The organism is Virgibacillus sp. DJP39 (assembly GCF_049310925.1).
Classification (GTDB): domain Bacteria; phylum Bacillota; class Bacilli; order Bacillales; family Amphibacillaceae; genus Virgibacillus_F.
Map to the genome: position 1 here is coordinate 1 of NZ_JBMERP010000013.1, position 15,965 is coordinate 15,965.

The 15,965-nt window shown below is 38.7% G+C and carries 16 protein-coding genes; 13 read left to right on the forward strand and 3 right to left on the reverse strand.

Translation table 11 applies throughout. From position 1 onward, the window contains the following. Window positions 1-478: 478 nt before the first annotated feature. The 3 genes from ACOI1D_RS06510 to ACOI1D_RS06520 form a co-directional block, all read right to left on the reverse strand. Window positions 479-1,003, reverse strand: coding sequence for a ribonuclease H-like YkuK family protein (locus ACOI1D_RS06510; protein WP_422500207.1), 525 nt, complete (start codon window positions 1,001-1,003; stop codon window positions 479-481). 273 nt (window positions 1,004-1,276) lie between these two features. Next, complete coding sequence (locus tag ACOI1D_RS06515; protein ID WP_422500209.1) at window positions 1,277-1,699, reverse strand: hypothetical protein; 423 nt, start codon at window positions 1,697-1,699, stop codon at window positions 1,277-1,279. Window positions 1,700-1,773: 74 nt separating this feature from the next. Further along, window positions 1,774-1,980, reverse strand: a complete 207-nt coding sequence (locus tag ACOI1D_RS06520) for a hypothetical protein (protein WP_422500211.1) — start codon at window positions 1,978-1,980, stop codon at window positions 1,774-1,776. A gap of 273 nt (window positions 1,981-2,253) precedes the next feature. Between ACOI1D_RS06520 and ACOI1D_RS06525 the strand changes: the two genes are divergently transcribed. The 13 genes from ACOI1D_RS06525 (at window position 2,254) to ACOI1D_RS06585 (ending at window position 15,963) form a co-directional block, all read left to right on the forward strand. Then, the gene (locus ACOI1D_RS06525) at window positions 2,254-3,069 is read left to right on the forward strand and encodes an SDR family NAD(P)-dependent oxidoreductase (protein WP_422500213.1); all 816 of its coding nucleotides are present in this window, start codon (window positions 2,254-2,256) and stop codon (window positions 3,067-3,069) included. A gap of 10 nt (window positions 3,070-3,079) precedes the next feature. Continuing rightward, window positions 3,080-4,126, forward strand: a complete 1,047-nt coding sequence (locus tag ACOI1D_RS06530) for a ketopantoate reductase family protein (protein ID WP_422500215.1) — start codon at window positions 3,080-3,082, stop codon at window positions 4,124-4,126. 19 nt (window positions 4,127-4,145) lie between these two features. Then, window positions 4,146-4,802, forward strand: a complete 657-nt coding sequence (locus ACOI1D_RS06535; protein WP_422500217.1) for a GntR family transcriptional regulator — start codon at window positions 4,146-4,148, stop codon at window positions 4,800-4,802. A gap of 15 nt (window positions 4,803-4,817) precedes the next feature. Then, window positions 4,818-5,831, forward strand: a complete 1,014-nt coding sequence (locus ACOI1D_RS06540) for an ABC transporter ATP-binding protein (protein ID WP_422500219.1) — start codon at window positions 4,818-4,820, stop codon at window positions 5,829-5,831. After that, window positions 5,785-6,741, forward strand: a complete 957-nt coding sequence (locus tag ACOI1D_RS06545) for an ABC transporter ATP-binding protein (RefSeq protein ID WP_422500221.1) — start codon at window positions 5,785-5,787, stop codon at window positions 6,739-6,741. The genes ACOI1D_RS06540 and ACOI1D_RS06545 overlap by 47 nt, the downstream gene beginning before the upstream one ends. Window positions 6,742-6,783: 42 nt before the next feature. Further along, the gene (locus ACOI1D_RS06550; protein WP_422500223.1) at window positions 6,784-7,797 is read left to right on the forward strand and encodes an ABC transporter permease; all 1,014 of its coding nucleotides are present in this window, start codon (window positions 6,784-6,786) and stop codon (window positions 7,795-7,797) included. 16 nt (window positions 7,798-7,813) lie between these two features. After that, window positions 7,814-8,632, forward strand: coding sequence for a nickel transporter permease (nikC, locus tag ACOI1D_RS06555; RefSeq protein ID WP_422500225.1), 819 nt, complete (start codon window positions 7,814-7,816; stop codon window positions 8,630-8,632). A 90-nt stretch (window positions 8,633-8,722) separates the two neighbouring features. Next, window positions 8,723-10,390, forward strand: coding sequence for an ABC transporter substrate-binding protein (locus tag ACOI1D_RS06560; protein ID WP_422500227.1), 1,668 nt, complete (start codon window positions 8,723-8,725; stop codon window positions 10,388-10,390). Window positions 10,391-10,463: 73 nt separating this feature from the next. Continuing rightward, window positions 10,464-11,414: a M14 family metallopeptidase gene (locus tag ACOI1D_RS06565; RefSeq protein ID WP_422500229.1), complete on the forward strand. Its 951-nt coding sequence runs from the start codon at window positions 10,464-10,466 to the stop codon at window positions 11,412-11,414. 4 nt (window positions 11,415-11,418) lie between these two features. After that, window positions 11,419-12,810, forward strand: coding sequence for an amidase (locus ACOI1D_RS06570; RefSeq protein WP_422500231.1), 1,392 nt, complete (start codon window positions 11,419-11,421; stop codon window positions 12,808-12,810). Window positions 12,811-12,816: 6 nt separating this feature from the next. Next, window positions 12,817-13,953 (forward strand): M20 family metallopeptidase, encoded by a 1,137-nt coding sequence (locus ACOI1D_RS06575; protein WP_422500233.1) that lies wholly within the window; start codon window positions 12,817-12,819, stop codon window positions 13,951-13,953. Window positions 13,954-13,967: 14 nt separating this feature from the next. Further along, window positions 13,968-14,693: a creatininase family protein gene (locus tag ACOI1D_RS06580; RefSeq protein ID WP_422500235.1), complete on the forward strand. Its 726-nt coding sequence runs from the start codon at window positions 13,968-13,970 to the stop codon at window positions 14,691-14,693. Window position 14,694: 1 nt separating this feature from the next. Beyond that, entirely contained in the window at window positions 14,695-15,963 is a 1,269-nt protein-coding gene (locus ACOI1D_RS06585; RefSeq protein WP_422500237.1) for a hypothetical protein, read from the forward strand. Window positions 15,964-15,965: the final 2 nt, after the last annotated feature.

A 15,965-nucleotide genomic window follows, 5' to 3' on the forward strand; every position in this document is an offset into this window, starting at 1 on the left:
TTAAAATATTTATAAAGAAGGATACCTGGTCAATGTTTTTTGGCCATTATTTTAAAGCTGAAGGTTGATGTTAATCGTTAAAAAGGATGTAGTGCTATATATAGAAGGGTTGATAACCTCAAATCCATATATGAATTTTTCGTCTTCATTTTAGCAGTAAATTTGATGAACGATATAGTGAAATTATCCAAATAACTAGTTCTAATCGGGAGGCAATTTATAAAATGTATAGCGTATATCCTGAAATTCAACAGACTTTTTCCTACCTTTAATTTCTTAACGATCCAATCTCTTTTAATTTCTACCAATACAATATCCCCTTTATTATATGTGATTCCCACCGGGTAAGAGCTAGTTGTCTACTCGAATTTCTGTAGGTCATTTCTCATCATAATTGTCATATCAAACTCTCATATCTAATCCATGCCCCTCATGAATTGAAATGTTATATCAGAACTCTCCCTATCTTCCAGCAGATCTACTTGGTAAACCGATTAGCATAACTACTAGCTACGACAGCTTCAGGTTTAATTTTCGGCTCCAGTCCTAACGATTCCATTCGTGAAACCATTTCGTTCACAAACACCCGGGTTTTATTTCTACTGCCAGAACCGATATCGATATGCCCTTCGATGGTAAAGGACGCCCCCTTATAAATATGAGGTAACACGATATCAATAAGTTGTTGTTTTCTTTCTTCTGAAAACAGGGATACTACCTCTTCAGTTAATGTTGTCTCATAGGATATACGCTCATAAAGGTTGGTCATCTTTCTTGGTACTTTTACCTTACGTATACAAGCCCATGCGCCTTTGCTCTCGCGGTGGATTACAGTTCCCGTGATGAAAAGGGTGTGATCGGAATGGACTTGTGAGTCAGTTCCAAAGATTAAGCGGTAATTCCCTGTTACATCCTTTTTCATATACCGAACAATGTTATGAAATACTTGATCAAGAGACATACTTTCTTGACTTAAGTTTTGGAACACATAATCATTTGTCATTGCTCTACATTCCCTTCCTATAATAGAACAGGTTGGTTAATTTTGTATTGTACATATAACAATGGGATGAACTTATAATAACTAATGTGGCTAAATTTATACTATGTATACTTTTCATAAAAAGTTTATTTGCTACGTGGGGTCGAGTTTTCCTTGTCGTGCTGAAAACGCAACAGTTAAGGATAGACGATAGTTAAAAGACTAAAACAAAAGAGCAAAGGGCCTTATAGCCCTTTGCTCTTAGTTATAAGTTATAGATTTTTTTCATAGTTATTACAGTACAGGATAAAGCGCTGTATTTGCTAGTTTAATCATGGTCATTAGGATCGTATTTAGGAATGCTGCAACATATACATTTCCAGTTTTTCTAAATAGGAATGTATTGAAGATAGCAGCGATTGCTAATACAGGTACTAAACCGATTACGATGATAGACGATAGCGATTCTGAGGGATATCCTGCTATAAACAGTAGTCCATAGTGATAAGCCAAGTAAAGAACTAACCCGCCTACGAAATATAAAATGGAAGCGATATTTCCTTTAAGTCCGTTAAACTTCTCTCCCACAGTATTCATAGTAATAGAAATATCAACGACTTGGCTTAATCTCATTCCATAAGCATGTTTGTAAAAAATGGTTCCATGGATGCGTTTCATTTGGTTGATAAATGATTCGTTCTCCATCATTAACTTCATAACCTTACCAGCTTACAGATTTTTCGGGTTACCTAAAAATCCTTGTCCTTCTTCTGTCGCAACGTAATTCTTCTTCACAACAGATTGTCCAGCTTGATTTGCTCATTATCAAAGAAAAGTTCGTCATATACACCAGCAATTTTTCTAAAACCATTTTCCTGGAAGTCAGCTTCATCTAAGACAACTGCATTCGTTGAAGAAAACCCACCCATGATAGCGTAGTAATAATTTGATGTCGAACGAAATACGAATACATCATTAATGATGCGTACCGCTGGCATGTAGAGAGGCAGAAGTAATACTTCGCATCTATGAGAACATACGTCAATAACGTCTTATAATTTGAAAACTAGTATTTTAGTCCAAGGTAGAGAAGCTTACTTAAATTAATCAGCAGCACAGGCAGTCATATAGTAGTTCACCAGTTACAGAAAAGGTTGTTGGCTCTAGTAAAGATTAATAAGTGAATATAAATTTATAAATAGTTAAAAAATTGTTGCAATTTTGACAAATTAGAATTATAATTAAAAAAATTAAGCAAAGGGGAAGTTACTTTGGGACAAAGTGTTAACAGTTTACAGTTAACTTTTGAAAATAAGGTGGTTGTTGTTACAGGTGCAGCACATGGTATAGGAAGGTCAATATCTAATGAATTCGCTATCCGAGGTGCGAATGTAGCTGCTACAGACATACTTGAGACACCGTTAACTGAATCTAAAAATGAAGTAGAAAGTAATATTAAGGCAACAGGATCCATCGGTAAAATAAGTGCATACATTTGTGATGTGTGCAATTCAGAAGATGTGAATAGTTTAGTAGAAGAAGTTATGAATGACTTTGGAAGAATAGATATATTGGTTAATGTTGCTGGTGGGGTTGTTGGTCAAGTTCATAAACCTATCGAACTTGTATCAGATGAAGAGTGGGAAAAAGTCATAGATGTAAATTTGAAATCTGCATTTTACATGGTTCGTTCGGTTACACCATATATGAAAAAAAATAAGTATGGAAGAATTGTTAATATATCAAGTGGGGCTGGAAGAAGTAGTAGCCTAACAGGAATTCAAGCCTATACCAGCGCTAAGGCTGGACAAATTGGTTTTACTAGACAAATGGCACGTGAGCTTGGCAAGTATGGGATCACCGTTAACAATGTCGCACCTGGTTTCGTGTTATCTAATCCATCAACACAAAAACAGTGGGATGCAATGACGGAAGAACAACAATTGAAATTAGTAGATTCGATCTCAGTAAAAAGGTTAGGTGTTCCTGAGGATATTGCTCATCCAGTACTATTTTTCGCATCAGACTTTGCAAGTTATGTAAGTGGTCAAGTAATCTCAGCAGATGGCGGCTTACAACTTTTTTAGGAGGAAACACATGACAATCACAATTATTGGATCAGGTGCAATAGGTGGAGTTCTTGGAGCTCACTTAGTTCGAGGAGGTAACAAGGTAATCTTTTGTGACATTGTTGAAGAACATGTAGAAAAAATAAATAATGAAGGGCTCACCATTGAAGGGCCTGACGAAATTTTCACTGTGAGAGGAACAGCCTATACTCCAGAAGAATTAGCTAAAAAGAATCAAATTTTGGATACCGTATTCCTTTGCGTGAAAGCACATCATACTGAAGAAGCATTAAGACCTTTTCTGGCATTATTAGATAAAAACTCGCAAGTTGTTTCCCTACAAAATGGCTTGTGTGAACGACAAATTTCAAATTTAATAGGAGCCAAACGAACAATTGGCTGCTTTGTTAACTTTTCAGCTGATTATTTGGAACCAGGTCGAATTCTATATGGTGGAGTTGCGTCGTTATATCTTGGTGAATTAAATGGTGAAATCACCCCAAGAATTCTCAATTTAAAAGAAAAACTTCAATGCTGGGGGCCCGTGCAAGTAACGGATAATATTTGGGGCTATCTTTGGGGGAAAATGTCATATGCTGGTTTACTATATAGTACGGCTTTAGTTGATGAAACAATGGCAGGGGTTGTACAAAAACAAGAGTTAAGAGAAACCTTAATGGAATTGTGTTCAGAGATTTTGGAAACAGCAGACAAAGAATCAGTTTCACCACTAGGCTTTGACGATTGGGAGCCATCACTCGTATACCCGAGACAAAAGCGTGACAAAGAAAAGCTGGATTTACAGTTAAAAAAACTAACAAATAGAATGGCATCAAATAAGAAAACCAAAAGTGGCATTTGGAGAGACTTAGCAGTCCGTAAAAGGAAGACAGAGGTTGATGCACAGCTTGTGCCCATTTTAGAAATCGCTAAAAATCATCGGCTGGATACACCACTTCTTTCAGCTTTGGTAACTACTATTAAAGAGATTGAAGATGGTACAAAGCAAATGAGTTGGGATAATCTTTATGAGCTTAAGAAAATCTATCAATCTTTACCTAATAAAGTAAGTTGAATGGGAGTTGTATTGAGAGATGATTCTTGATCATAGATCGTTATCTGACGATGTAGCAACAATTATTAGAAAAATGATACTAAATGGAGAATTAAATCCTGGGGGAAGAATTAATCAAGCACAACTAGCGGATAAATTTAGTATTTCCAGAGGACCTATTCGTGAAGCCTTGAAGTTACTCGAAAATGAAGGATTAATTAAACATGAAACAAACAGGGGAACATTTGTTGCAACACTTTCCAAACAAGATGCTTTTGAAATTTACACGTTAAGAGCGCTATTAGAAGGAGAAGCTGCTCAACTTGCTCTTACCCATCTAACAGAAGTGGATTTCGCGAAATTAGAAGGACTTATTGATCAGTTCTATCATTCAATGAAAGAACAGGATTTAGAGAGTCAGGCCCAATGTGACATCCTTTTTCATAGCACTATTGTTGCAGCGTCGAGACATACCCGTTTAATAAACATTCATAAGCATCTAGATACTCAAGTAGGTGCCATGTATTTAACTGTTGCAAATCAAGTACCCATGCGAGTAGACCAGGTGGTAGAAAATCACAGAGTATTACTAGATGCATTACGAACTAAAAATCAAAAGAAGATAAAAGAGGCATTTTCTGAACATTATACGACAGCGTTGAAAGATCTATCCGGAGTTGCTCAACTTCAAGAATAAAAAGGTGGTGTAATTATGCTTTTAGAAGTAAAGGACTTGTCCTTATCTTTAAAAAGAGAAGGTAAATACTCGAAAATACTTGATCAAATCTCCTTCAAAATAGACAAAGGTGAAACCGTAGGAATCGTAGGGGAGTCAGGATGCGGAAAAAGTATGACCGCCTTATCTCTTATGCGGTTACTTCCTGATAAGGCTCGATTGGAAGGGACTGTAGAACTAGAAGGAGAAAAAATAAATGATTTTTCTAAGCGCAAGCTGCAAAAATCCCGTGGAAATCAGATGTCGATGATCTTTCAGAATCCACTTACTTCTCTCAATCCACTTCAAACGGTTGGAAGGCAAATTGAGGAGTCTTTAATTTTACACACAAATATGAGTAAAAGGGAACGAAGAGCTAGAGTAATTCAGCTATTAGATGAAGTTGGTTTACCTCGAGCGGACGAATTAATTGACGAGTACCCGCATCAACTGTCAGGTGGAATGAGGCAGAGAATTATGATTGCAATCGCGATGGCCTGTGCACCTCAGTTACTCATTTGTGATGAGCCAACGACAGCATTGGATGTTACGATACAAGCACAAATTTTAGAATTAATGAACAAAATTAAAGAAGAAACTCAAATGGGTATTATTATGATTACCCATGACATGGGTGTCGTTGCCGAGGTGTGTGACCGAGTTATTGTTATGTACGCTGGCAGAGTTGTTGAAGAAGCACCAGTAGTCGAATTATTTGAAAATCCGAAGCACCCATATACTAGAGGACTGCTTAACTCAATACCCAAGCTTGGAAAACGGAAGCTTCAACTTGGATCTATTCCTGGAACAGTGCCCACGCCTGAAAACATGCCTAAGGGTTGTCGTTTTGCTGATCGATGTGAACATGCGATGGATATATGTAAAACGACTTCACCTCAAATGACTCAAATAAAGGAAAATCATCAGACAGCATGTTGGCTCTATGACGAGGGGGGGAACAAGAATGGCACTACTCGAAGTGAAAAACCTGAAACAGCACTTCATCACTAAAAAAGGATTTCTAAGTGAAAAAACAATTATAAAAGCAGTTGATGGTGTAACTCTAGAGATTGAAGAAGGGCAAACATTAGGAATAGTTGGCGAATCTGGTTGTGGGAAATCTACTCTTGGTCGCTCCGTCTTGCGCTTAGTTAATCCAACTGAAGGAAACGTCAAATTCAAAGGCCAAGAAGTCACGGATATGACTCCCAAACAAATGAAGGAGTTAAGAAAAGAGATGCAGATCGTTTTTCAAGATCCGTATGCATCACTTAATCCAAGGAATACTGTTCGTCAAATACTTGAGGCGCCTTTAATTATCCATAAAATAGGGTCGAGGAAAGATAAAAGAGATATCGTCGAGAATCTGATTGACAAAATTGGATTGAGAAAGGAACAACTCAGTAATTATCCTCATGAATTTTCAGGGGGTCAAATGCAGCGGATTGGCATCGCTAGAGCATTAACTTTAAATCCAAAACTAATTGTTGCAGATGAGCCGGTTTCGGCTCTAGATGTATCCGTGCAATCTCAAGTATTAAACTTGATGCTTGATTTACAACAAGACATGAATTTAAGTTACATGTTCATATCGCACGATTTATCGGTTGTACAGCATATATCCGATAAGGTTGCAGTTATGTATTTAGGAAAGGTTGTTGAGATTGCAGATGTAGAAAACCTCTACAAGCACCCGATGCATCCTTATACACAAGCGCTTTTATCTGCATTGCCGATACCAGATCCCACGCAAAAAAGGGATCGAATTATCTTAGAAGGAGATCTGCCAAGCCCAGCGAACCCACCATCTGGTTGTCCATTTCATACAAGGTGTCCAATCGCAACGAAGGAATGTGCAGAAATAGTTCCAAATCTGGAAGAAAAGTCAACCGACCATTTTGCAGCTTGTATTCATGTATAGACAGCAGAAAGTGGATGAACTCATGGAAGGGAGTACAGATGGATGGATGCCTTACGATTTGTAGCCAAACGATTGCTATTAATGATCCCCATTTTAATTGGGATTAGTATCTTAACATTTACTATCTCTAATACCATTCCTGGAGATCCTGCCCGACTCATTTTAGGACCAAAGGCTACACCAGAGGGCTTAGCGGAGCTTCAAGAGGAAATGGGATTAAATGATCCGCTCTATGTTCAATATGGTAGGTATATGGTAGGGATTTCCCAGGGGGACTTAGGGGAAAGCACGTATTCCCAACGTCCAGTAGTAGACGATTTAGTCAGATATTTTCCAGCAACATTTGAACTGACGATGTTTGCCATGGTACTAACTGTACTGATTGGGATTCCATTTGGGATTATAAGTGCAAGTAGGAAAGATAAATTGGCCGATCAATTTACAAGGATATTAGCACTGATGGGGGTGGCCATGCCCGCCTTCTGGTTAGGGTTACTGTTCTTACTATTCTTTTATTTGAAGCTTGGAGTATTCCCAGGATCAGGAAGATTAGACATGGGCATGTCACCTCCAGACCATATTACTGGAATGTACACAATCGATGCTTTACTTACAGGGAACTGGACAGTCTTTAAAGCAGCAGTGATGCATTTGATTTTGCCAGGGATCACTCAAGCAGCAATTACGATAGGGATGATTACTCGTATGACACGCTCAAGTATGCTTGAGGTGTTATCAAGTGATTACATTCGAACCGCGCATGCTAAAGGAGGTTCGGAAAATAGAGTCTTGTATGGTCACGCTTTAAGAAACGGTGTAATGCCAGTTATTACTTTATTAGGAATGGCATTTGGGCATGCGTTAGGAGGAAGTGTACTAGTTGAATCAGTTTTTTCTTGGCCAGGGCTTGGTAAATATGCAGTAAATGCTATAAACTATTTAGATTTTCCAGCAGTTATGGGGGTTACCTTGCTGATTGCTGTCATGTTTATTCTTGTAAATCTTATTATTGATACATTGTATTTCTTTATTGATCCACGTTTGAAACATAACTAAGGGGGAGTGAGGTAAATTGATACGTAGAGTTACTAGTAGTCCTTTAACAATGATCGGGATCATTATCGTTTTAATCATCCTATTAACTGCTGCATTTGCTCCGTTAATTGCTACTCATGACCCGAGTGAACCAGCAATACTTGATAAATTACAACCACCTAGTGCTGAACATTATTTCGGGACTGATGAAGTAGGAAGAGATATTTATAGCAGAATTGTCTATGGAACAAGAATTTCTTTGCGTATTGGTTTGTTAGTTGTGTTAATTTCATTCCCGATTGGAACCATTCTAGGTGCAATTGCAGGTTACATCGGTGGACGAGTTGACCAATTTATTATGCGAATAACAGATATATTCTTGTCCTTTCCAGGCATTATCTTGGCAATGTCAATTGCAGCAGCCTTAGGGCCGTCGATAGAGAACGTGTTGCTCGCCTTAGCCGCAACTTGGTGGCCGTGGTACACAAGGATTGTCCGATCATCGGTACTATCATTGAAAAATTTAGAATTTATTGAGGCATCCCGAGCCTTAGGTGCTAATCCCTTTCGAATCCTTTTTAAAGAAATAATCCCGAATTCGATTGCACCAGCTACGATTCAAGCTTCACTAGATTTAGGAATGGTTATTTTAGCTGCAGCAGGCTTAAGCTTTATCGGCCTTGGTGCACAACCACCTTCTCCCGAATGGGGCGCGATGCTATCGAACAGCCGTGAAATATTGAGAGATGCATGGTGGGCAGCCACCTTCCCCGGTGTTGCTATTTTAATTACCGTATTAGGCTTCAATTTACTGGGAGATGGCTTGAATGATGTGTTAGACCCTAAGCAACGTTAACACTCTATGAATTCATAGATAGCCTACTTGAAAGGGGGATCGCGTTTATCGGTTCATTTCATATTTTCACTAAAACGAGGGGGAAACAAAATGAAAGTTAAAGTCCATTGGTTTAAATTGGTTTTACTTCTTTTCGTAGTTACAGTTGCGCTTGTAGGTTGTCAGAATTATGGTGATGAAAATACAAATGGGGACGCAGATTCAACAAGTGATCAAACAGACAATAAGGATTCAAATGATGTAGATGAACCAGCCGGCAACGAAAACTTTAATGAAGAAGTATTTAACTTTGCAACAAACCAAGATTTACCACACCTTGACCCACATGGTTCTGCGGCAAACACGTCATTCCGTGTGACTTATATGTTGTATGACCGCTTAGTAACGTATGAAGGAACGTCAACAGAGCCACAACCAATGTTAGCAAAAACATGGGATATTTCAGATGATGGTTTAGAATATACATTCCATTTAGTTGAGGATGCTACATTCCATGATGGTTCACCTGTCACAGCAGAAGCAGTAAAGTACTCCTATATTCGTGCAATCAATGTTGGTAAATCTGCTGCAGGTATTTTTAACAAGGTAATTGATGAAAATAGCTTCGATATCATCGATGAGCATACGATTAAAATCACTTTGAAGAAGCCGTTTGCGCCATTTGTTAGTACACTAGGAACCGTGTATGCGAACATTTTTAATCCTAACCTAGAAGAAAATGCTGGGGATGATCTTGGACAAAGCTTCCTTGCTGAAGAAGAAGTAGGTTCAGGCCCTTATATTCTTGAGAGCTGGGATCGAGGGGAATCACTAGTAATGAAAGCAAACCCAGATTATTGGGGAGAAGCTCCTACGATGGAAACAGTTAACATTCAGTTTGTTTCAGAACCTTCTACCGCCCGTCTAATGTTAGAAAAAGGTGAAGTTGATTTACTTGATAACACCATGATTTCGCCAGAAGTACTTAGTCAGATGGAAGGAACAGACGGAATAAATATTGCACACTCTACTGGCTACCAAATTGACTACATGCCAATGAATATTGAAAGTGGTGTATTAGCTGATGTGAATGTACGTAAAGCAATTGCTCACAGTATCAACTATGACGCGTTAATTGAGAGTGTTTATTTAGGCAAAGCAGAGCGTATTGGTGGAGCAGTTCCTGCTGGTATGTTTGGTTACAATCCTGATGCAAAGCTTTATGATTATGATTTAGATAAAGCGAAGGCATTGTTGGATGAAGCAGGTTATGAAGAAGGCGAGATCAATCTAGAAATTGCTATTTCAGAGAATAATGAAGTGCGTAGTAATACAGCATTACTTTTACAGTCTGATTTATCTAAGGTTGGTATTAATCTAGAAATCAAGACATACGCTTGGCCAACATTCTTGGATCTAGTAACAAATGGAGAGCATGATTTCGGTCTAGTATCATGGACGCCAGATTATCCGGATCCAGACTATAATCTATGGTACTTTGCACACTCATCTAGTAAAGGCCCAGGGTTCAACCTTGCATTCTATGAAAATAGTAAAGTGGATGCTTTGTTAGAAGAAGCAAGAAGGAAAACGGATGAGGACGTTAGAGCAAAAAACTATAAGGAAATTCAGGATATTATGGCTGAAGAAGTTCCTTACATTTTCGTAGCTCAACCGAATCTTCAAGCCGCTATGAGAAATTGGGTGAAAGGCTATGAACTTAACCCAATGAATACATGGTATGTACCTTTCCACAAAATTACAAAAGTAGAAGAATAATCATCAAATACGGAAGTGCGGTTTATTTAACAACCGCCTTCCAATTTTTATAAATAAAGAAGGGATGACTCAGATGGGTAATGTATGGGAAATTGGAAATTTATCTGTTACTGAAGGTAATAAAGTAAAGGACTATTTAGAACTTCCAACCGTTGAGGAAAAACTTCCAGCCTTTGTGGTGAACGGATCTGAAGCAGGACCTAAGGTATTAGTTTTAGGTGGTATTCATGGTTGTGAATATACCTCGATTGATGCAGCCCAAAAAGTAGGTGCAGAACTAGAGCCAGCACAAGTTAAAGGTAAAGTGATTGTTCTTCCTATTGCAAATCCAGCTTCATTTTATGCCCGTAGTATTTATGTTCACCCAAGAGATCAGAAAAACTTAAACCGGATGTTTCCTGGTAAAGAAGATGGAACTGATGCGGAGCGCTTAGCGTACTGGCTAAATGAATCTATTTTTAAGCAAGTTGATTTTGTCATTGATCTTCATGGTGGAGATATGATTGAGGCATTAGTCCCATTCACAATTTATCATATAACAGAAGACAAAAAAGTATTAGAAACTTCGAAGGAAATGGCCTCTCTTTTTGATATTGATTATGTGATTGGTAGCAGTGGTCAGGTACCAGGATCTACATATGGCTGTGCAGCTGAACAAGGCATACCTGCTATTATTGCTGAAGCAGGTATGCAAGGCATTATGAGTAAGAAACACTCTATTAATCTTCAAGATGGTGTAAAAAATATCCTGGTTTCACTAGGGTTACTAAACGGTGAAGTAAATAAGAGTGAATCAACCTATATTTCTGTTTTTGATTGGTATCGTTCAGATATAAAGGGACTATGGTATCCCGACGTTGAGATCGGCAATACAGTAACCAAGGGACAATATCTAGGAAGACTAGCTAATGAGTTTGGTGAGACGGTTAAAGAAATTACGTCTGATACAGAAGGCATTGTGTTGTTTTTGGTAACATCACTTGCTATTAACGATAACGATCCGCTATTAGCTGTAGGGGCTTAATAAAATGACTCATCTATTAGATAAATCGCTAGTAGAAATAGCTGAACTGTATCGCCAAAAGGAAGTTTCCCCTGTTGAAGTGACAGAAAAAGTATTTGAACGACAGAGAAAGCTTGAACCAAAGCTTAATGCCTTTATTACGCTTATGGAGGAAGATGCGATCAAACAAGCACAAACTGTAGAAAAGCAATTTTTAAATAACCAGAGTCTACATGTATTAGCGGGGATCCCATATGCAGTAAAGGATTTATTTTATACAAAAGATATGCTGACAACCTGTGCCTCAAATATCTTAAAAAACTACAAACCTGACTACACAGCAACCGTACTAAGTAAGCTGTCTAAAACGAACGCTATCCTTTTTGGAAAGAATAATATGCTGGAGTTTGCCTATGGGATTGTTCATCCTGATTTTGGTCAAACGAATAATCCTTGGGATGTTACCAAGACATCAGGTGGTTCATCAAGTGGTTCCGTAGCAGCCGTAGGTAGTGGAATTGGTTATTTTTCATTAGGAACGGATACAGGTGGTTCGATTCGTATTCCTGCTTCCTATTGTGGGACTGTAGGCCTGAAACCAACTCGTGGACTAGTTAGTACCTATGGTGTATTCCCTTTATCATGGTCACTTGATCATGCTGGACCCATCACGAGAAATGTTAAAGATGCGGCTGTTGTGTTGGATGTAATTGCTGGGTATGACCCTAACGATCAACACTCCGTAAAAGGAAAGCTAGGTAAGTTGGATTTCGAATATTTTGATAGATTCAAAACCCCAAAAAGAGTTGGTATTTTGCCGTATGAAAAGTTGATTGGTCTTGAAGCCAGTGTAAGCGAAGTATATTATCAAACATTAAAGATCGTACAATCCCTTGGATGGGAATTAGTTGAAATAGATATAAAAAATTGGAATCGTACGGAAGAAATAATTATGAATGTCTTGCTACCAGAAGCAGCGCAGATTCACCAGCATTGGATTGGTCGTAAAGCTGAGTATGCTGATCTAACTTTCAAACAAATTGAGGTAGGGATGCAGCATAAAGCAGTCGATTATTTAAATGGGTTGGAGGACCTTAGTCGTTATACTGATAGCGTATCCGACCTGTTTACACAGATCGATGTAATTTTAACTCCGACCGTAGGCTTTTCTGCTCCAGCAGAGGATCCTGAGATTGGTAGTGAGGAATTAAATGAAATGATGTTTACTGGTCCTTTTAATATTTCTGGTCACCCAGCAGTCACCCTGAATATGGGTTTTACCGACAAAGGACTTCCTGTTGGAATGCAACTAGTAGCACCGCATTTTCATGATATGGAGCTATTACAAGCTGCCTTTCAATTAGAACAAACACAATCTAAGAAACTACCACCGGTCATAACCGAAAGTGGGAGCTAATAAAATATGACAGATATACTAACTTATTTAAAAAATAATCAAAAAAACATCGAAGAGACCTTGCTTCAATTAGTTGAAGCGGAGTCTCCTTCAAAAAATAAGCAGCTAACGGATCAATGCGGTCTTATTTTAAAACAAAGCTTTGAAGAGCTTGTTGGCGGCGGCGTTGAAACGATTGAAAAAGAAATAGTAGGTAATCAATATCGTTTCACATACAGCAATGGAACGGAAGATGAGCAACTGTTAATCATTGGTCACTATGATACTGTCTGGGACCAAGGTACAATCCCCGTTAAAAGGGAAAACGGAAAGTTATTTGGACCCGGCACGTTTGATATGAAAGGTGGATTAACCATCACGCTTTGGGCACTTCGAGCCTTAAAGGAGCTTGGCTATTTCGGAAAAAGAAAGGTTGTTTTTTTAGTTACTTCAGATGAAGAGATTGGTAGTGAACATTCTCGGGAGTTGATTATCGAGGAAGCTAAGAAAAGTTCCTATGTGTTTGTGCCTGAATCGAGCATATCTCCTTCGGGAGGAGTTAAAACCTTCCGAAAAGGAATGGGCATCTATAAGCTTGTCGTTCATGGAAAGTCAGTACATGCTGGTATTGATCCGTGGTCAGGAGCAAGTGCCGTTGATGAATTAGCACTTCAGCTTGCAGATATTAAAAAACTGGATAACAGAGAAGAAGGTATTTCGATTAATATTGGTACCATTTCGGGTGGGACCCGGACTAATGTCGTTGCTGGTTATGCAGAAGCAGCTATTGATTTACGTGTTCGAACAAAAGCACAAGCTGAAGCACTTGAAGTAGCTATTTTGAACAGACCTCAATTTGTTGAAGGAACCACAGTGGAGGTGCAAGGTGGTATAAATCGTTACCCGCTTGAGCGGACAGAAGTGGTATTAGAATTATTTGAACAGTTGAAGGAAATAGCAGTTGAACATGGCTATGAGCTTGAACAAGGAAAGTCAGGTGGTGCCAGTGATGGTAATCTGACAGCTGGTGTTGAGACTCCAACCATTGATGGACTTGGTCCAGTCGGAGATGGTGCACATGCAGAAAATGAGCATGTGGTATTGGAAAATTTGCCTTATCGTGCTGCATTACTTGCTGAATTAATTAAACGTAATCTTGGCTAAGGAGCTAAAAGCATATGGATATGATGACGATAAATTTAAGTCAGTTCAAAGAAATTGAAGGAAAAATAAATACCGTTCTTGTTCCGATTGGAATGATCGAGGCACATGGCCCCCATTGTGCATTGGGTACAGATGTCCTGATCCCGAGAGAATTTGTAAAACGGTTAGAAGAATCGGTAGGAGATAGAATTTTGATGGCTCCAGAAGTTACCTATGGTCACTCATGGGGCCTTGCGCCATTTGTCGGAACCATTGATGTATCGTCTGAGGCTTTTTCAAATTATGTCCTTGATATTTGTAAAGGTTTTTACAAAAATGGCTTTGAAAATATCATCTTGTTTAATGGCCATGGTGGGAATATCTCAAGCTTGGATGTTGTAACGGAAAAGCTTGCAGATATAGGGATAAGGACTTTAACGATAAATTGGTTTATCGATTATCGGGAAGATATCAAAAAGATTGCGCCAGACCCAGGTCATGCGGGAGAAGATGAGACATCATTAGTGCTGGCTATTAATGAAAATTATGCTTATACCGATGGCGTTGGCAGTCATGAAATTCCACTGCCTAAGCGCTTCAGATTTAAAGATGGAGGTAAGACGCTTTATCCTAAAGCATTTTCTGGCAATGCCGGGAAAGCGACAGCTGAAAAAGGTGAACAATTGTATCAAATGTTAACAGAACTGGTACTCAAGGACATTGAAAAGCTTTGGGACATAGAAAACGAAGGAGGAAAATAATATGGTATTACGCTGGACTTCTGAACCGGTTGGAGAAGGAATTGTAGATATTGTATTAAGTTTAAATGAGCAGACAAAAAAACTACATGGGCAGGAGGTGGCAACGGCTAGCTACAGTGATGTCAAGTCTTCATTAACTAATTTTGATCAAATTGGTCGGAAGATTGATGAAGTGGAACATGCAATCAAGGATGTAAAAGGACATCCGGGTAGATATCTTCGTTCTATGGTTAATGCGTATCGGTATTATGGCCGTAGTCTCCAAGGGGATAGCCTTCCTTATTCAGAATACATTTTAAATATTCAAGAGCTACCATCGACACTAATTACGGAAGAAACAATTCTACAACAAAAAGCAGTTGTTGAAGAAGGGTTAACAAGGCTGGGCTATAAGGGTACGTTGAAAGAAAAAGCAGACAAATGGCATGAGGATACGATTATAGACCCTGAGCAGGTTGTCGCTGTAGCAGAATCCATGAGGGAAAAAAGCAAGGCTGGTACATTGAAGCGAGTGATTGGGTTACCTGAACAGGATGGACTTGATTCTATTAAGTCAACTCGTGGTGTGTTTTGGAGTGGTTATTCCAAATATGTAGGTGATTTTCGTGGGAATCTAACGTTCAATATCGACCGTCCATGGACAGAACCGGTCCTAGGTCAAATCATGACTCATGAAGGATATCCAGGGCATCAGGCTTTTTATTGCCGTTGGGACTATTTATATCAACAAGGAAAGCTACCAATTGAGGCATCATACTATTTGATTAATAGCCCAACTAATGCCTTGTTTGAAGGTGGACCTGAAAGTGCACTTCACTTCTTAGGTTGGGATCGTGATGAACAAGAAACAGAAGGAATTACATCAGATGCGAAGCAGCAATACAAGTTAGCTCGCGATTATATTGATATGCAACGAATGGCTCAGACCAATGCTTGCTATTTATTTAATAATGGTGATATGACAAAGGAAGAATCGATAGAATACATGGTGCGTATTGGTAACTTAACGGATATTGAAGCAAAAAATTGCTTCCGCTTCTTCTCTGACCCCGTCCAAAAAACGTACTATCCATCTTATTACTATGGACGTTGGATGGTAGGTAAAGCTTATGATTCTGTTTCAAAAGAGAAAAGAGAAGATTTTTTCAATATTTTATACGATACACCACATACAACGAACACCTTTATTGATGCTGTCGGTCAATTAACTGGGAACGATTTCAAACCATTTGAATGCGTCAAAACAGCGAAAGAAGACTACGTGTTGTAAGA